The 16,052-nt window shown below is 73.7% G+C and carries 17 protein-coding genes and 1 tRNA gene; 11 read left to right on the forward strand and 7 right to left on the reverse strand.

Annotated features, from left to right (window positions below; translation table 11 throughout):
* Positions 1 to 738: DEAD/DEAH box helicase (locus tag VFG42_RS24790; protein WP_324911528.1), on the reverse strand; the 738-nt coding region annotated here is incomplete at its 3' end.
* 103 nt (positions 739 to 841) lie between these two features.
* Between VFG42_RS24790 and VFG42_RS24795 the strand changes: the two genes are divergently transcribed.
* From VFG42_RS24795 to VFG42_RS24805, 3 genes are all read left to right on the forward strand, one after another.
* Positions 842 to 1,993 carry a hypothetical protein gene (locus VFG42_RS24795; RefSeq protein ID WP_324911529.1) on the forward strand — a complete coding sequence of 384 codons (1,152 nt, stop codon included), beginning with the start codon at positions 842 to 844 and terminating at the stop codon, positions 1,991 to 1,993.
* Positions 1,994 to 2,094: 101 nt separating this feature from the next.
* Positions 2,095 to 2,937 carry a PhzF family phenazine biosynthesis protein gene (locus VFG42_RS24800; RefSeq protein ID WP_324911530.1) on the forward strand — a complete coding sequence of 281 codons (843 nt, stop codon included), beginning with the start codon at positions 2,095 to 2,097 and terminating at the stop codon, positions 2,935 to 2,937.
* Entirely contained in the window at positions 2,934 to 3,608 is a 675-nt protein-coding gene (locus VFG42_RS24805; protein WP_324911531.1) for an MBL fold metallo-hydrolase, read from the forward strand. Before VFG42_RS24800 ends, VFG42_RS24805 begins: the two co-directional genes overlap by 4 nt.
* 24 nt (positions 3,609 to 3,632) lie before the next feature.
* Here VFG42_RS24805 and VFG42_RS24810 read toward each other — a convergent pair whose 3' ends face one another.
* On the reverse strand, positions 3,633 to 4,271 hold the full coding sequence (locus tag VFG42_RS24810) for a TetR/AcrR family transcriptional regulator (protein ID WP_324911532.1): 639 nt from the start codon (positions 4,269 to 4,271) through the stop codon (positions 3,633 to 3,635).
* Positions 4,272 to 4,330: 59 nt separating this feature from the next.
* Here VFG42_RS24810 and VFG42_RS24815 point away from each other — a divergent pair, with 59 nt between their 5' ends.
* Together VFG42_RS24815 and VFG42_RS24820 are read left to right on the forward strand one after the other, a co-directional pair.
* Positions 4,331 to 5,737, forward strand: a complete 1,407-nt coding sequence (locus VFG42_RS24815) for an MFS transporter (RefSeq protein WP_324911533.1) — start codon at positions 4,331 to 4,333, stop codon at positions 5,735 to 5,737.
* Between the two features lie 96 nt (positions 5,738 to 5,833).
* Positions 5,834 to 6,421, forward strand: a complete 588-nt coding sequence (locus tag VFG42_RS24820; RefSeq protein WP_324911534.1) for a carboxymuconolactone decarboxylase family protein — start codon at positions 5,834 to 5,836, stop codon at positions 6,419 to 6,421.
* A 52-nt stretch (positions 6,422 to 6,473) separates the two neighbouring features.
* On the opposite strand, the gene VFG42_RS24825 is transcribed toward VFG42_RS24820, so the two are convergent.
* The 3 genes from VFG42_RS24825 to VFG42_RS24835 all read right to left on the reverse strand — a co-directional run bounded on the left by VFG42_RS24825 (position 6,474) and on the right by VFG42_RS24835 (position 8,547).
* Positions 6,474 to 6,547, reverse strand: a tRNA-Pro gene (locus VFG42_RS24825).
* A 15-nt stretch (positions 6,548 to 6,562) separates the two neighbouring features.
* The gene (locus VFG42_RS24830) at positions 6,563 to 6,811 is read right to left on the reverse strand and encodes a hypothetical protein (RefSeq protein WP_324911535.1); all 249 of its coding nucleotides are present in this window, start codon (positions 6,809 to 6,811) and stop codon (positions 6,563 to 6,565) included.
* The gene (locus tag VFG42_RS24835; protein WP_324911536.1) at positions 6,808 to 8,547 is read right to left on the reverse strand and encodes a sigma-70 family RNA polymerase sigma factor; all 1,740 of its coding nucleotides are present in this window, start codon (positions 8,545 to 8,547) and stop codon (positions 6,808 to 6,810) included. Before VFG42_RS24835 ends, VFG42_RS24830 begins: the two co-directional genes overlap by 4 nt.
* 81 nt (positions 8,548 to 8,628) lie before the next feature.
* Between VFG42_RS24835 and VFG42_RS24840 the strand changes: the two genes are divergently transcribed.
* Entirely contained in the window at positions 8,629 to 9,381 is a 753-nt protein-coding gene (locus VFG42_RS24840; RefSeq protein WP_324911537.1) for a Nif3-like dinuclear metal center hexameric protein, read from the forward strand.
* Here the strand turns inward: VFG42_RS24840 and VFG42_RS24845 are convergent.
* Positions 9,378 to 10,757 carry a PLP-dependent aminotransferase family protein gene (locus VFG42_RS24845; RefSeq protein WP_324911538.1) on the reverse strand — a complete coding sequence of 460 codons (1,380 nt, stop codon included), beginning with the start codon at positions 10,755 to 10,757 and terminating at the stop codon, positions 9,378 to 9,380. The genes VFG42_RS24840 and VFG42_RS24845 overlap by 4 nt on opposite strands.
* A gap of 136 nt (positions 10,758 to 10,893) precedes the next feature.
* Here VFG42_RS24845 and VFG42_RS24850 point away from each other — a divergent pair, with 136 nt between their 5' ends.
* A complete protein-coding gene (locus VFG42_RS24850; protein WP_324911539.1) occupies positions 10,894 to 11,079 on the forward strand; it encodes a hypothetical protein in 186 nt (61 codons plus the stop codon).
* 85 nt (positions 11,080 to 11,164) lie between these two features.
* Positions 11,165 to 12,973: an AMP-dependent synthetase/ligase gene (locus tag VFG42_RS24855; RefSeq protein ID WP_324911540.1), complete on the forward strand. Its 1,809-nt coding sequence runs from the start codon at positions 11,165 to 11,167 to the stop codon at positions 12,971 to 12,973.
* Here VFG42_RS24855 and VFG42_RS24860 read toward each other — a convergent pair.
* The gene (locus VFG42_RS24860) at positions 12,970 to 13,308 is read right to left on the reverse strand and encodes a putative quinol monooxygenase (protein WP_324911541.1); all 339 of its coding nucleotides are present in this window, start codon (positions 13,306 to 13,308) and stop codon (positions 12,970 to 12,972) included. The genes VFG42_RS24855 and VFG42_RS24860 overlap by 4 nt on opposite strands.
* 50 nt (positions 13,309 to 13,358) lie before the next feature.
* Between VFG42_RS24860 and VFG42_RS24865 the strand changes: the two genes are divergently transcribed.
* Genes VFG42_RS24865 through VFG42_RS24875 form a run of 3 tightly spaced genes read left to right on the forward strand, consistent with a single transcriptional unit; the run spans position 13,359 to position 15,226 of the window.
* Complete coding sequence (locus VFG42_RS24865; protein ID WP_324911542.1) at positions 13,359 to 13,838, forward strand: hypothetical protein; 480 nt, start codon at positions 13,359 to 13,361, stop codon at positions 13,836 to 13,838.
* Positions 13,839 to 13,841: 3 nt separating this feature from the next.
* The gene (locus VFG42_RS24870; protein WP_324911543.1) at positions 13,842 to 14,972 is read left to right on the forward strand and encodes a pyridoxal phosphate-dependent aminotransferase; all 1,131 of its coding nucleotides are present in this window, start codon (positions 13,842 to 13,844) and stop codon (positions 14,970 to 14,972) included.
* A gap of 11 nt (positions 14,973 to 14,983) precedes the next feature.
* Entirely contained in the window at positions 14,984 to 15,226 is a 243-nt protein-coding gene (locus VFG42_RS24875; protein WP_324911544.1) for a DUF6411 family protein, read from the forward strand.
* Positions 15,227 to 16,052: the final 826 nt, after the last annotated feature.

Genomic DNA, 16,052 nt, shown 5'->3' on the forward strand with positions numbered 1-16,052 from the left:
GACGTTCTCCGCGAGCCACGCCAGGCGCTCCGCCGGGCGCGGCAGCTCGAGGACCTCGAGGCGGAGACTCGAGCGTGCCAACGGGCCGCGGTAGGTCCGAAGCGGCTCGCTCTTCCCGAAAGCCAGCTGTGCCACGACATCGGCGACGACCCGGTCGTTGGCGGTCGCGGTGGTGCCGAGCACGGCGGTCTCGGGCGCCAGCGCGGCCAGCATGTCCTTGACGCGGCGGTAGTCGGGCCGGAAGTCGTGGCCCCAGTCCGAGATGCAGTGCGCCTCGTCGACGACCAGCAACCCGACGCGCTGCGCGAAGGCGGGCAGCATCTCCTCGCGGAACTGCGGGTTGTTGAGCCGCTCCGGGGAGATCAGCAGCAGGTCGACCGCGTCGGCGCGCAGCAGCTCGGCCACCTCGTTCCACGCGTCGCGGTTGGTCGAGTTGACCGTGTGCGCCCGCAGCCCGAGGCGCTCGGCCGCCTCGACCTGGTTGCGCATCAACGCCAGCAGCGGCGAGACGATCAGCGTCGGGCCGGCGGGCGGGTGGGGGCCGTTCTCCCGCAGCAGGGCCGTCGCGACGAAGTACACCGCGGACTTCCCCCACCCCGTCCGCTGCACGCAGAGCACGCGCGAGCGGTCCTCGACGAGGTCGGCGATCGCGTCCAGCTGGTGCTCGCGGAACGTCGCGTCGGGCCCGGCGAGAGACCGGAGATGCCGTTCGGCACGGGTTGCGATGGCGGTGCTCATGGGCACAGGCCAAGGTAGTGCAAGGCCGGCGGGCCAACTGTCACGCCCTGCCGCAATTCGGGTGGTTGACGCGTGCGAACCCCGGCAGGAGGGTCGCCCGATTATGTCCAATGTTCGAAGGTTTTCACTTGCCGTCGCCACCGCCCTCGCGGCCTGCGCGGCGATCGTCCCGGGAGCTCAGGCGACGTGGTCGTCGGCCTCCTGGACGCTGCCGACCACTAGCAGCCAGCTCGCCGGCGCGTCGTGCGCGAGCACGACGTTCTGCGTGCTGACCGGCTATCAGTCCGGCGGCACTCCCCGCGGCTTGTCCTACAAGTACAACGGGACCACCTACAGCTCGGTCGTGCCCGCCGCGACTACGGCGGAGCTCTACAACGTCACCTGCACGTCGACCACGTTCTGCATGGGCGTCGGCACCGACTACGCCACCTCGACTCCCGCCCCGCACGCCGAGTCCTTCAACGGCACGTCGTGGACGACGGTCACGTCGGCCACGCCCACCGGCGCCACGTTCACCGAGCTGGCGGGCATCGCCTGCCCGTCCACCACCAGCTGCTTCGCCGCCGGCCGCTTCCAGAAGGCCTCGGGGACGACTCCGCTGGTCGAGACCTACAGCGGCACGTCGTTCTCGCAGACGACGGTGACGCCGCCGACCGGCACGACGAACTCCCAGCTCAACGCCATCGCGTGCTCGGCGACGACCGCCTGCACGGCCGTCGGCGGCTACGACTCCGCCAGCCCGCGGACTCCGCTGATCTTCCGCTACAACGGCACGACCTGGGCCACGCAGACCGCGGCGGTCCCGGCGGGCTCGACGTACACGGAGCTGACCGGCGTCGCCTGCCCGTCGGCGACGGTCTGCCACGCGGTCGGCTACTACCTCGACAGCCTCAGCGCCGAGCACGCGCTGGCCGAGACTTGGAACGGCACGGCGTGGTCGACGCGCGCGGTCGCCGATCCGTCCGGTGGCCAGGACGCCTCGCTGACCGGCATCTCCTGCTACTCGACGACGGGCTGCGAGGCGGTCGGCAGCTACACCAACAGCACCAACCTCAACGTCGAGAAGCTGGCGGCGGGTTGGAACGGCACGGCGTGGTCGCTGCAGTCGGACGCGCGTCCGATGAGCGTCACCGACGCCCAGCTGATCGGCGTCGGATGCGTGTCGAGCTCGTTCTGCCGCGCCGTGGGCGTGTCCAACTACGACGGCACGACTGGCGTCACGGGCCTGCGCCCGGCGATCGACGTCGGCCCCTGAGGCCGCGCGCCAGCACGCGGACGGCTCGGCGGCGTCCGAGCCGTCCGCGCCGCGCGCTCGCGCGTGCGGGCGGGGAGCCCGACCGTCTAGGCTCGCGCCCGGTGCCGTCGGCCGCCGACATCGAGATCCTCCGCCTCGCCGCGTTCACCGACGACCCGCGCGGTGGCAACCCCGCGGGCGTGGTGCTCGACGCCGCGGGCCTCGACGCGACCGACATGCAGGCGATCGCCGCGGAGGTCGGCTACTCGGAGACCGCGTTCGTCGACGGCGACGCCGTGCGCTACTTCAGCCCCGCGATGGAGGTCCCGTTCTGCGGCCACGCGACGATCGCCACCGCGGTCGCGCTGGCCCGCCGCGACGGCCCGGGCGAGCGCGTGCTGAGGACCGCCGCCGGCGACGTCGCGGTCCGCACCCAGCACGAGGACGACGGCGGCGCGATCACCGCGACGCTGACCAGCGTGGCTCCGCGCGTCGAGGACGCCGGCGCGATCGACGAGGCGCTGGCCGCGCTGCGCTGGAGCGCGGACGACCTCGATCCCGCGCTGCCTCCGCGCATCGCGTTCGCCGGGGCGCGCCACCTGATCCTCGCGGCACGCACGCGCGCGCGGCTGGCCGACCTCGCCTATGACTTCGACGCGCTCGCGGGCTACCTGTCGGCGCGCGGCCTGGTGACCGTCGCGCTCGTCCACCGCCAGGACGCCACGACCTTCCACGCGCGCAACCCGTTCCCGGTCGGCGGCGTGGTCGAGGACCCGGCCACCGGCGCGGCGGCCGCGGCCTTCGGCGCCTACCTGCGCGCGCTGGGCCTCGTCGCGCCGCCGGCGCGGGTGACGATCCACCAGGGCGACGACCTCGGCCGCCCGAGCCTGCTGCTCGTCGACCTCGACCCGGATCCGGACAGCGGCGTGCGCGTGACCGGCGGCGCGGTGGCGATCGCGTCGTGAACGAGCTGGCGCGAGGCCTGTACCGCTGGGCGGCTCGCCACCCCGAGTGGCACCCGGGCGCCCACGCCGGCGACTTCGGCGCCGAGGTCGGGTCCTACGCCGCGCTGGCGGGCGACGAGCTGCTGCTGATCGACCCGCTCGTCGCCGAGGACGACACGTCGACGCTCGAGGCGCTGGACACGCTGCACGGCGCCGCCACCGACACCTCCATCTTGATCACGATCGGCTACCACGCGCGCTCGGCCGAGGCGCTCGCCGCCCGCTACGGCGCCACCGTGTTCGGGCCGCCACAGGTCGCCCGACGCCTGGAGCGCGCGCGCTTCGCGCCGCTGGAGCCCGGCGGCGCGCCGGGCCCGGCCGGCGTCGTCGCCCACGCGATCGGCAAGCCCCGCCGCGGCGAGACGCCGCTGTGGCTGCCCTCGCATCGCGCGCTGGCCTTCGGCGACGCGCTGGTCGTCACGCCCGCGGGCGAGCTGCGGATGTGGGCCCAGGACCAGGACGAGCCCAAGCGGCGCGCGTTCTACCGCGAGCGCTTCGCGCCGACGCTCGCGCCGCTGGCGGCGCTGGAGCCCGCCCACGTGCTGGTCACCCACGGCGAGCCGGTCCTCGGCGACGGGGCGCGCGCCCTGCGCGCGGCGATCGCCGCCGACCCGTGGTTCCGCGCGGGCTGAGCCGCCCGCGCCGCCGCGCGAGACCTACAGCTCGGGCCAGCCCGCCCGCAGCCGGTCGAAGACGTCGTGCAGCGCGGCGCGCGCGCCGCGCTCGGTGCCGAAGAGGTTCGGGGTCTCCAGCGCGAAGCGCGCGAGCGCCCGCAGCGCGGGATCGCCGACGTCGCGCCCGGTCGCGGCCGCCATCTCCGCGATCACCGCGTCCTGGCAGTCCATCCACAGCCGCAGCGCGTAGGCCCGCAGCGCGGGCGTCTCGGCGACCAGCCGCAGCTGCTTGCGGAAGCGCTCGGACCGCTGCTGCCCGGCGAACGCCCCGCGTGCGCCGATGAACGCCTCGATCGCGTCGAGCACGCGGACGCCCTCGCCGCGCTCGCGGATCGCGGCGGCCAGCGCGGCGCTGCGGTCCTCGCTCAACCCCATCCCCAGCTCCAGCTCGACGCCGCCGTGGAAGATCAGCGACTCCTTGCCCTCGGGGAAGTGCTTGAACAACGTCGTGACCGCGGTGTCGGCCTCCTCGGCGATCTCGGCGACGGTCACCGCGTCGTAGCCGCGTTCGAGGATCAGCTTCAGCGCGGCCTCGGCGAGCGCCTGGCGGGTCTGGAGCTTCTTGCGCTCGCGGCGGCCGAGGGCGGGAGCGGTGGGGTTGGTCGCGTCGACGTCGGTCACGCGTCCAGCATAGAACGAAGTCGTATTGACACCAAACATGTAGTCGCTACGCTTTTGGCATGACTAGCGCAAAGCGCACCCTCTTCCTCCCGATCCTCGCCCTCGTCCTGCTCGCCGACGCGCTCGACATGATCGACGCGACCGTCACGAACATCGCGGCGCCCACGATCGTCGGCGACATCGGCGGCGGCGACGCGCTGATCAAGTGGCTGACGTCCTCCTACGCGCTCTCGATGGGCGTCCTGCTCGTCCTCGGCGGGCGGCTCGGCGACCGCTACGGCCAGCGCCGCCTCTTCCTCGTCGGCATGGCGGGCTTCACCGTCGCCAGCGCCCTCTGCGGCGTCGCCTCGTCCCCCGCGCTGGTGATCGTCGCCCGCGCGATCCAGGGCGCGTTCGGCGCGCTGCTGATCCCGCAGGGCATGGCGATCATGACCAAGGCCTTCGACCGCGAGCAGCTCCAGACCGCGTTCGGCCTGTTCGGCCCGCTGCTCGGGCTCTCGTCGGTCGGCGGCCCGCTGCTGGCCGGCTTCATCATCGACCACGACCTCGCCGGCCTCTCGTGGCGCCCGATCTTCCTCGTCAACGTGGTCCTCGGCGTCGTCGGCCTGATCGCCGCCACCCGCGTGCTGCCCCACGACGAGCCCGACCCGGAGGCCAAGGTCGACGGCGTCGGCGCGGGCCTGCTGGCCGCCACGATGTTCGGCCTGATCTTCGGGCTGATCGAGGGCTCGACCGACGGCTGGACCGCCACCGCGATCGCCTCGCTGGTCGGCGGCGTCGCGTTCGGCGCGCTGTTCGCGCGCCGCCAGACGACCGCCGCCGCGCCGCTGCTGAAGCCCTCGCTGCTGGCCGACCGCGGGTTCACCTCCGGCCTGCTGACCGGCCTGGTGTTCTTCGCCGTGACCTCGGGCCTGGTCTACATCATCTCGCTGTTCATGCAGCAGGCGCTGGGCGCCGACCCGGGCGACGCCGCGCTCGGCCTGCTGCCACTGACGCTCGGGATCATCGTGTCCTTCGCGCTCTCGATGGGCGCGGGGCTGGCCACGAAGCTCGGACGAACGCTGATCGCGGTCGGGATGCTCGTGACGCTGGCGGGCGCCGGCGGGCTGCTGGCGATCGTCGCCACCCAGGGCCTGGACACCACGCTGTGGACGCTCGCGGGCCCGACGTTCGTCACCGGCCTGGGCATGGGCCTGTGCTTCGGCACGATCGCCGACATCGCGCTCGGCGACCTCGCCCCGGAGGAGGCCGGCGGCGCCTCCGGGTCGTTCTCGGCGGTCCAGCAGCTGGCCTCCGGCATCGGCTCGGCGGTCGTCACCAGCGTCTACCTGGCCAACGCGAACCTCACGACCGCGATGACCACCGCGCTGGTCGTCGTGCTCGGCGCGACCGCGCTCTGCTTGCCGGTCGTGCGCCTCCTGCCGCGCCAGGCCCAGCCCGAGGAGGCGGTGCCGGCCGCCGCATAGGCCGCTGGCGCGCGCGGCGCGCCCGGACCACCGGTCCGGCCGCATCGCGCCCCACTGGTCCTGGTCGCCCGCGCCACGACGCGCTTGGCTTGGGGCATGTCCGCCCGCGTCGCCCCCGCCACCGGCCTCCAGGCCCGCCTCACGGTCTGGTTCGCGCGTCGCCTCTACGGCGACCCGATGGCCGAGTCCACCGCGATCTTCGCCCGCCACCCGGCGCTGCTGCGCTGGTACGGGCTGTTCAACCGCGCCGTCGAGCGCCCGCGCGCGGTCCCGGAGCCGCTCCTGCACCTCGCCGCGCTGAAGGCCGCGACCGTCGTCGACTGCGCGTTCTGCATCGACATCGGCTCGGAGCACGCGCGCCGCGCCGGGCTCAGCGACGAGCAGCTCCTCGCGCTCCACGATCCGGAGCCGTCGGGGCTCTTCTCCGCCGACGAGCTGCTGGTCGTCGCCTACGCCGACGGCCTCACCCGCACGCCCGCCGTCGCCGACGACGCCGTCGCCGCCGCGCTGCGCGAGCGCTTCGGCGACCGCGGCCTCATGGAGCTGACGTACCTGATCGGCTGGGAGAACCTCCGCGCCCGCCTCAACGTCGGCCTCGGCATCGAGGCCGGCGGCTTCTCGGAGGGCAGGGTCTGCGCGCTGCCGGCGAGCGCGGCGACGGCCTCGGTCGCGACCGAGGCCTGAGAACGACGAAGGGCCGCGTCGGGTCCGCGGCCCTTCTGTGATCCTGCGTTCATCGGGGCGCCCGGATTCGAACCGGGGACCTCACCGACCCGAACGGTGCGCGCTACCAGGCTGCGCCACGCCCCGAGGTACTGGTCCAGTCTACCCGGACGTGCCCGCCACGGCCTTGTAGTAGCGGACGGCCAGCCCGGTGACCAGCGTCTGGAAGGCGTGATCGAGCGTCGTGTCCTCCCCGCGCGCCCACGCGGCGAGGCCGAGGTCCTCGATGGCCTGGGCCTCGGCGATGACGTCGTCGCAGAGGTCCGGGTGGCGATCGGCGAAGAACGCGCCGATCGAGTAGAGGCCGGTCTCCGTCAGCGACCCGAGGAGATCGGCCTCCGCCTCGCTCACTGCGTCTTCTTCCCGCCCAACAGCGAGCCGACCGCCGAGACGGCCTGGTCGACGGTGTTGCCGACCGCCTGGCCGGTGCCCTTGACGGTGTCGCCGACCTGGCCGCCGACGGTGTCGCCGACCGCGTCGGTCGCGCCCGACACCGCGCCGCCCACCGACTGCGGCGGCGCCTGCGTCGTGCCGCCGCCGGTCAGCGCGCCGAGGTTCGGGTCCACCAGCGGCTGCGTGCTGCCGGTGACCGGCGCCGTCGCGGTCGTGGTCGCGCTCTGGACCGGCTGGGTGACCGTCGTCGTGCTCGTGCCGGAGCCCGTCTTGCCCGACGACGACGCGCCGCCCTTGGCCGAGGACGCGGCGGTCTCGCGGGCGTCGGCGCCGCCGCCCGACGTGTCGCCCGCGCCCGAACCGGCGCCGGCGCCCGTCGAGCGGTCGCCGCTGAAGTCCTTGCGCGGATGCCCGGAGCCGTCGGCCGCCCCGGCCGGGCCGCTGGTCGTGCCCAGGCCGGCCGAGCTGGTGTGCGACGCGGTGCCGCGCGCCTGGGACGCGCGCGTGCCGCTCGCGCCGCCGCCGGGACGGTGGCCCGTGGAGCCGCCGGTCGCGGCCGCGCCCGTCACGGCGCCTCCCGTCGCCGCGCCGCCGGACGGATCGCCCGCGGCCCGGGTCTTGGCGGCGGGCGTCGCCTGCGCGGCGGCCGCGTCGCCGGGCCGCTTGGCGCCGCCGCCGCCCGCGACGTGCTCCACCGCCCCGGTCCCGACGCCCGCCAGCGCGACCGCCGCGGCGACCGCGCCCGCCTTCATCCAGCCCGCCATCGCGTCGCCGTGCTGGCCGACGACCGTCGAGGCCTGGGCCAGCGCGAGATGGCCGCCGGCCGCGTCGGCGCCGCCGGTGGCCGGGTCGATCCAGCGCTTCAGGAACGCGGGCAGCGGCAGGAACGCCGCGATGCGCGCCCGGACGGGGCGCCGCGCCAGGACGCCGGCGTCCAGCCCGGCCATGACCGCGTGCTTGCGACACGGCTGGCAGTGCGTGATGTGCGACGAGACGCGCCGCTGGTCGCGGATGCCCAGGCGCCCCGCGTCGGCGCTCTCGATGATGCCCTGGATGCGCACGCACCGCTCACCGGTGCGCAGCTCCTGATACTCCTCGGTGAGGCGCCGGCGCGCGCGGAACAGCGTCGACTCGACCGCCGGCCGGCTCATGCCCAGGCGCTCGCCGATCTCGCGGTAGGACAGGCCCTCCAGCTCGCGCATGACGAGGATCTGGTGGTGGGCGTCGCTCAGGCCGCCGAACGCGCCCTGCAGGTCGGCCAGCTGCTGCTTGCTCTCGACCGCCGCGTCGGGCGTCAGCCCGGTCGCGTGGAGCTTGCCGTGGTCGGCGCCCGACAACCCGGACCCGTCCTGCGCGTCGATCGACACCTCCTCGGCGCGCGAGGTGCGCCGGAACTGGTCGATGCACGCGTTCTTGGCGATCTCGTAGATCCACGGCTTGAAGACGATCGGCCGGTCGGTCTGGCGCATCCGGCGCAGCGCGGAGACGAAGACCTCCTGCGTGACGTCCTCGGCGCGACCGTGGTCGTGGACCATGCCGAAGATGTAGGCGCTGATCCGCCGGTGATAGCGGTGGTAGAGCCGCTCGAAGGCGTGGTCGTCCCCGGCCCGGACGGCCTCGACAAGATCGTGGTCGGTGACGTCGGGCCGACTCCGCGCGGTCGCGGAGACGCCCGGTGAAGCGAGCGTTGCCAAGATCCCAGTCCCTGTCTCCCGCCTGTCCGCGACCTCCCCAGGTCACGGTGGGCGGGAACTGTAGCGTTTCCCATACCCGACATGCCAGAGCTCACACAACTCGTCGACCACCTGGACCGGTTGCTCGCGATCGACGACTTCCGCGACTATGGCCCCAACGGCCTCCAGGTACCCGGACCCACCGAGGTTCAGACAGTGGTCACGGGCGTCTCGGCGAATGGCCCATTGATCGATCGGGCCGTCGAGCTGGGCGCGCAGCTGGTCGTCGTCCACCACGGCCTCTACTGGCGCGGCGACCCGCAGCGGATCACGCCGCTGCTGCACCGCCGGCTGGCGCCGCTGATCAAGCACGACGTCGCGCTGGCCGCCTACCACCTGCCGCTGGACGCCCACCCCGAGCACGGCAACAACGCGCTGCTCGCCCAGGCGTTGGGCGGCGGCGATCCGCGGCCGTTCGCCGAGTACGGCTTCGCGGTGACGTTCCCGGAGCCCGACGGGCTGACGGTCGACGAGCTGACCGCGCGCGTGACCGCCGCCGTCGGCGGCCGCGAGCCGCTCGTCGTGCCCGCCGGGCCGGAGCGGATCCGGACGCTGGGGATCGTCTCCGGCGCGGCGACCGACGCGATCGGCGACGCGATCGACCTCGGCCTCGACGCGTTCCTGACCGGCGAGCCCGCCGAGCGCGGCTTCAGCATCGCCACCGACGCCGGCATCCACTTCCTGGCCGCGGGCCACCACGCGACCGAGACGTTCGGCGTCCGCCGCCTCGGCGAGCTGCTGGCCGCCGAGTTCGGCGTCGACCACCGCTTCGTCGACGTCGAGAACCCGATCTAGAGCAGCTCGGCCAGCGCGCGCACGGCCGGGACCACGGACGGCTCGGGCAGGCACGCGTAGCCGAGCACGAGGCGCGCGACGCCGCCGTGCTCGTAGCCGACGACGCCGACGTCGCCCTGCCATGCACGGGCCAGCAGCGGCCCGAGCGGCACGTCGGTCGGCAGGCGCGCCGACACGTACAGCCCGGCCGGGATCCCCTCGACCACGAGCCGCGGCAGGTGCTCGGCCAAGGCCTGCAACAACGTGTCGCGCCGCGCCCGGTAGCGCCCGCGCATCCGGCGCAGGTGGCGGTCCAGCTCGCCGCGCTCGACGAACCGCGCGAGCGCGAGCTGGTCGAGCTGCGGCGAGCCCGAGTCGGCGAGGGCCTTGGCGTCGCCGACCCCCTCGTACAGGCCCGGCGGGACGACCACCCAGCCCAGCCGCAGCGCGGGCGCCAGCGTCTTGGACGCCGACCCGAGGTAGACGACGCGCGCGGGCGCGAGCCCCTGCAGCGCGCCGACCGGGTCGCGGTCGAAGCGGTACTCGCCGTCGTAGTCGTCCTCCAGGATCCACGCGTCGCGCGCGCTCGCCCAGGCGACGAGCCCCGCCCGCCGCTCCGGCGACAGCGCCATCCCGAGCGGCATCTGGTGCGACGGCGTCACCAGCACCGCGCCGACCTCCGGGTGGTGGTCCAGCGCCTCGACGACCAGGCCGTCGCCGTCGACCGGGATCGGCACGAGCGTCAGCCCCTCGCGCGCGAGGACCATGCGGTGGATCGGGAAGCCCGGGTCCTCCACCGCGACCGCGGTCACACCCGAGCGTCGCAGCGCGCGGCCGAGCACCGCGATCGCCTGGGTGATCCCGGTGGTCACGACGACGTGCTCGGGCCCGGCCGCCACGCCGCGGGCGCGACCGAGGTAGGAGGCCAGGACGGTCCGCAGCGCGGGCGCTCCGCAGCGGTCGCCGTAGCCCAGCGCGACGTCCGGGACGTCCCGGATCACGTCGCGCATCGCGGCCGACCACGCCCGCCGCGGGAACGCCGACAGGTCGGCGGACTCGACGCGGAAGTCAAAGCGCACCGGCGGCGGCACCCGCTCGACCACCGCGGGCGCCTCGCGCTCCTGGCGGACGACCTCGGCGACGCGCGTCGCCGCGCCCGGGCGCGCGACCAGGAAGCCCTCGGCGGCCAGCTGCGCATAGGCCTCGACGACCACGCCGCGCGAGACGCGCAGCTCGGTGGCCAGCGCGCGCGTCGACGGCAGCGCGGTGCCGGCGTGCAGCGCGCCGCGGCGGATCGCGTCGCGCAGCTGGTCCTCGAGCTGGGCGCGCAGCGATCGTCCGTCGGCGCGGTCGACGGCGACCAGGAGATCGAGGCCGGTTCCCTCCGCGGACGTCATGACGAGGACTTTGGCACGGACCGCTCGCGTCGCTTGACGAACCAGAATCTATGCGTTTGCGGCCATGGCTTGTCGACGTCCGCGCGGCGCGCTACGTTGCATCCGTCACCAACTCCCCCACATAGGAGGCATGCCGATGGCTATCCACCTCACGCCGACCGAGATGGCACGCGAGTCCGGTCTCGAGCGGCGCGACGTCATCGCCAAGTGCATGGAGATGGGCGTCCCGATCTTCCAGGGGCGCATCGACAAGACGCTCTTCCTGGCCTCGCTGCAGACCCACGCGAGTCCGGCGGCAAGGGAGGCGGAAGCCACCGCTTAGGGCGGTGCGCGGATGACCCTCGCGCGCCAGGCGCGCGGACCTTAGACTCCTCCTCCGACAGGGTGTCAACTGAGGAGGAGCACTCATGGAAGCCGGCACCACGCCCGCCCAGGGGACGGGGTCGCGCACGATCGCTGATCTGTGCGCGAAAGCCGCTGAGCAGTTCGGCGAGCACGTCGCGGTCAAGCACAAGGTCGACGGGGCATGGCAGGACGTCACCTTCGCGCGGGTCGGCGCGATCGTGGAGGAGATCGGCCTCGGGCTGATCGCGCTGGGCCTGCAGCCCGGCGAGCGCGTCGCGATCCTCGCCAACACGCGCCCGGAGTGGTCCTACGCGTCGTTCGCGATCTCCGCCGCCGGCGGGGTCGTCGTGCCGATCTACCCCACCAACTCGCCCGAGGAGTGCGAGTGGGTGGCGGGCAACAGCGAGTCGGCGATGATCGTCTGCGAGGACGCCTCGCAGGTGGCGAAGGTCGTCGCCGTGCGCGAGCGCCTGCCCGCGCTGCGCCGGATCGTCGTGATCGACCCCTCCGGCGAGGTCGCCGACGCGGTCTCGCTCGATGACGTCCGCGCCGGCGCGGCCGAGGCGGGCGACGCCGGTGTGCTGGCGCGGCGCACCGCGGCGATCGGCCCGGACGACCCCTACACCTTCATCTACACGTCGGGGACCACGGGCCCGCCGAAGGGCTGCGTGCTCACCCACGGCAACTACCGCTCGGTGCTCGACATGGTCGCCGAGCGCGGCCTGTTCGACACCGGCGACGACCTCGTCTACCTGTTCCTGCCGCTGGCCCACGCGTTCGCGCTGCTGATCCTGCTCGGCTCGGCCGACCGCGGCACCGGCATCGCCTACTACGGCGGCGACACGAAGGCGATCGTCGGCGAGCTGATGGAGGTCAAGCCGACCTACCTGCCGTCGGTGCCGCGCATCTTCGAGAAGATCTACACCTTGGCCCAGCAGCAGCTGACGGCCGAGGAGCTGGAGCTGATCCGCCGGGTCGGCGGCGAGATCCAGGACAACCTGGTCCGCGGGCAGCCGGTCCCGGCCGAGCTGACCGAGCGCTTCGCGCCGGTCGCGCCGAAGGCCGAGTTCGTCAAGGGCCTGTTCGGCGGCCGGATCCGCGAGGCGGTCACCGGCGCGGCGCCGATCGCGCCCGAGATCCTGGAGTTCTTCTGGGGCTGCGGCATCCCGGTGATGGAGGGCTACGGGATGACCGAGACCTCGACGGTCGCGACGTCGTCGCGGCCCGACGACCACAAGTTCGGCACGGTCGGCAAGCCGCTGCCGGGCGTGGAGGTCAAGATCGCCGACGACGGCGAGCTGCTGGTCCGCGGGGCCAACATCTTCCAGGGGTACCACCGCAACGACGACGCGTCGTTCGGCGCGGTCGACGAGGGCTGGCTGCACACCGGCGACCTCGGCTCGGTCGACGCCGACGGCTTCGTCTCGATCACCGGCCGCAAGAAGGACATCATCATCACGGCGGGCGGCAAGAACCTCACGCCGGCCAACCTCGAGAACGACATGAAGCAGTCGCGCTGGGTCTCCCAGGCGGTCATGCACGGCGACCGCCGGCCGTTCCCGGTGATGCTGATCACGCTCGACGAGGAGGAGATCGTCCCCTGGGCCGAGAACCAGGCCAACCCTCCCATCGAGGACCGCTCGATCGCCGCGCTGGCGCAGGACCCCCAGGTCCGCGCGCTGATCCAGGGGATCCTCGACGAGGCCAACAGCAAGTACGCGCAGGTCGAGCAGGTCAAGAAGTTCGCGATCCTCGACCACGACCTGTCGCAGGAGACGGGCGAGCTGACGCCGACGCTGAAGGTTAAGCGCAACGTCGTCAACGACAAGTACGGCCCGTTGTTCGACGAGCTGTACGGCGGCGCGGCCTAGCCCTGCCGCGTCGGGTCCTCGGAGAGGTCCGCCTGGGTGCGGACCTCTCGCCCGACCTCGGCCAGCGTCACGTCAGACGGGCGCGCCAGCAGCTCGCCGATCGACGTGACGTAGTACGTGAAGTCGGGCGTCCGGTAGTGGGCGCGCAGGGCCTCCTCGTCGCGCCAGCGGACGACCAGCAGGAACTCGGCGATCTCGCCGAGGACCTCGGAGGCGGAGGCCCCGAGGCACCCGTCGGCGGCGCGCAGGCGCGTGGCGTGCTCGACCAGCAGGTCGCGCAGCTCCCCCGCGCGGCCGGCCAGCCCATGGATCTCGGCGTGGACGTTCAGGCTCACGCCGCGAGATCTTGGCACCGATCCGCACACGAAGCCGTACCCTTAGTCGTGTGAGGACGGATCCGACCGACAACGGCGGTCTGTTCGTCGGCCGCCGCCCCGGGACGGCGCCGACGAAGTACCGCGCCCTGCCGGAGCGCGGCACGGCGCAGCGCCAGCGCGTGGACCGCTGGATCGCCCACGGGCTGCTGGGGCTGGAGGTCCTCGTCACGCTGCTGTACTGGGGCCCGATCCCGGCGGGCTCGCTCTGGGTCGCGGCGCGCGTGCAGTACTGGACCGGGAGCGTCGGCTTCGCGATCCTCGTCGCGTTCGCCGTGATGCTCACCGTGCTCTTCGGCGGGCTGATGCTGCTCAAGCGCATCGACCGCGCGTGGATCCTCGTGCGCCGCGCGGCGGGGATCGACCAGCGTTCGGGCGTCCTGGGCCGGGTCTTCGCGACGACCGCGATCGTCTGCGCGCTGATCTTCAGCTTCTGGTTCATCGTCATCAACGGCCCGGGCTCGTCGGTGATGTCCGGCCAGGGCGGCTAGCGGATGGCCGAGCAGCAGAGGCGGCGCGGCCTCTTCGGCTTCTACCGGCAGTTCGAGGGGCTCACCGAGGAAGAGGTCAACGCGGACCTCCGCGAGGCGGCGGCCGAGCGCCGCGCCAAGGAGCTATCGCGCCCGGACCCGCTGGACCTCTCGCGCACGACGTGGCCCGAGTACCCGCACCCCGCGATCGTCAACGCCATCACCTTCGCCGCGCGGCGCGGCCTGCATCGCTACCTGGACCGCGCCAGCGGGGAGCTGCGCTCCGAGCTGGCGCACCGCCACGGCGTCGAGGAGACGCGCGTCGTCGTCGGCGACGGCGCGGCGGCGCTGATGTCCGAGGCGACGAGCGCGCTGCTGGAGCCCGGCGACGAGCTGGTCACGCCGTGGCCGTCGTATCCGCTCTATCCGGTGATCGCGCGCCACGCGCGGGCCGCCGCGGTGCCGGTGAACGGGTTCTCGGTCGACGCCGTGCTGTCGGCGGTGACCGACCGCACGCGCCTGGTCGCGCTCTGCAACCCCAACGACCCGACGGGCGAGCTGCTGGGCGTCGCCGAGCTGGCGCGGCTGCTGGAGGCGCTGCCCGAGCGCGTCGTCGTGATGCTGGACGAGGCGCTGCGCGACTTCGTGGACGCCGAGGAGGTCGACGCGACGCTCGCGCTCCTGGATCGCTTCCCCCGCCTGCTGATCTTCCGGACGTTCTCCAAGGCCTGGGGCCTGGCGGGCCTGCGCTGCGGCTACGCGCTCGGCGGGCCCGGCGCCGAGCCGCTGCTGGAGCAGCTCGCGCCCGAGCTCGGCGTCAACGAGCTGGCGCAGGCCGGCGCGCTGGAGGCGCTGCGCTCCCGCGGCGACACGCCGCGCCACCGGGCCGAGCGGATCGCCGAGCACCGCGCCGGGTTGTTGGTGGCCTTGCGCGAGCGCGGCTTCGAGGTCGCGCCCTCGCAGGCCAACGTGGTGTGGGTGCTCGCGCCCGGCCGCGACGGCGCCGCCGAGCTGTCGGCGAGCCTGCACCGCTCCGGCGTGATCGTCCAGACCGGCACCGCCGTCGGGGCCCCCGACCGCGTCCGCGTCACCGTGCCCCACCTCCCGGAGCACGTCGACCGACTGCTGCGAGCGTTGGACGTCGCTTCCGGGTAACACCGGAAGCCATGGTCATCGGAGGAGTCATCGCGATCTGCATCCTGCTGGCGGTGCTGGCGTTCCTCGCCCCACGCCTCTCCCGCCACCCGCAGAACGCCGCCACCCGCACCGCCGGACTCGGATCGCGGGGCGCATCCAAAGCCCCAGGCAAGCTCGGGGAGTGGCTGCCCAAGCCATTCCGGACGAGCCAGAAGATGATGAACAAGTCCGCCGAAGGTGGCCGGCGCGGGCGGGGGAAGCTGCCGCTCTAGGCGCTTGTGGCGTCCAGCTCGGGTTGTTGGTGGTGGTGCGGGGCGCTGGTGGGTTTTGCATCGAGAGCGGCGAGCAGGGGTTGGCGGTGCCGGCGTTTGTTCGTCTGCCGTCTTGGCTTGGGCGGGTGCCTGCGCCGCTGCGGGGCCTGGCGCAGGGACTCGCATCCAGACCTGAACCCGGGCCAGGGTGGCGCACCCTCCACCCCGCATCGATGGCAGCCCGAGGGCTTCCGGCGACCCCAAAGTGCCATCGATCCGCCGAGGCCGGCGCCCCTGGGCGACCAACGGCGTCTTCGTGCTCCTGGGCGACATCAAGGCGCCGTCGGTGGGATCGAAGGCGAGGCCGGCGCTCCCCGGAGATCGATGGCAGCTCGGGGGCGCCCGGCGACCCCGAAGTGCCATCGATCCGCCGAGGCCGGCGCCCCTGGGTGACCGATGGCGTCTTGGTGTTCCTGGGCGACACCAAGGCGCCATCGGTCGGCCCACGACGAGGCTCGATGGCCGCCGGGCGCGTGCGGCGACCCCGAGGCGCCGCAGGGCGGCTCGCAGGCAACCCGCGGATGCCGCGGGCTAAGCCCGCGTTGTGGCGCTTCGGGCCCGAACGGCGCCCCGCGTGCCGCCAACCAACGCCCACGGCAGCCCTGGGCCCACGGAGACCACCCCAGCCCGGTCTGATGTCTGGATGCGAGTCCCTACACCGGGCACGAAGCGGCGCAGGCACCCGCCCCACACAACAACGGCAGACGAACGAACGCCGGCACCACCAACCCCTGCTCGCCGCTCTCAATGCCAAACCCACCAACACCCCGCACCGCCACCAACGCCC

Source organism: Baekduia sp., from assembly GCF_035685985.1.
In the GTDB taxonomy this organism is placed as follows: Bacteria; Actinomycetota; Thermoleophilia; order Solirubrobacterales; family Solirubrobacteraceae; genus Baekduia.

Excerpts from the sequence above, each read along its gene's own strand:
- VFG42_RS24795 (WP_324911529.1), top strand. The coding sequence starts at position 842 with ATGTCCAATGTTCGAAGGTTTTCACTTGCCGTCGCCACCGCCCTCGCG.
- VFG42_RS24815 (WP_324911533.1), top strand. The coding sequence starts at position 4,331 with ATGACTAGCGCAAAGCGCACCCTCTTCCTCCCGATCCTCGCCCTCGTC.
- VFG42_RS24820 (WP_324911534.1), top strand. The coding sequence starts at position 5,834 with ATGTCCGCCCGCGTCGCCCCCGCCACCGGCCTCCAGGCCCGCCTCACG.
- VFG42_RS24840 (WP_324911537.1), top strand. The coding sequence starts at position 8,629 with ATGCCAGAGCTCACACAACTCGTCGACCACCTGGACCGGTTGCTCGCG.
- VFG42_RS24845 (WP_324911538.1), bottom strand. The coding sequence starts at position 10,757 with ATGACGTCCGCGGAGGGAACCGGCCTCGATCTCCTGGTCGCCGTCGAC.
- VFG42_RS24850 (WP_324911539.1), top strand. The coding sequence starts at position 10,894 with ATGGCTATCCACCTCACGCCGACCGAGATGGCACGCGAGTCCGGTCTC.
- VFG42_RS24855 (WP_324911540.1), top strand. The coding sequence starts at position 11,165 with ATGGAAGCCGGCACCACGCCCGCCCAGGGGACGGGGTCGCGCACGATC.
- VFG42_RS24870 (WP_324911543.1), top strand. The coding sequence starts at position 13,842 with ATGGCCGAGCAGCAGAGGCGGCGCGGCCTCTTCGGCTTCTACCGGCAG.
- VFG42_RS24875 (WP_324911544.1), top strand. The coding sequence starts at position 14,984 with ATGGTCATCGGAGGAGTCATCGCGATCTGCATCCTGCTGGCGGTGCTG.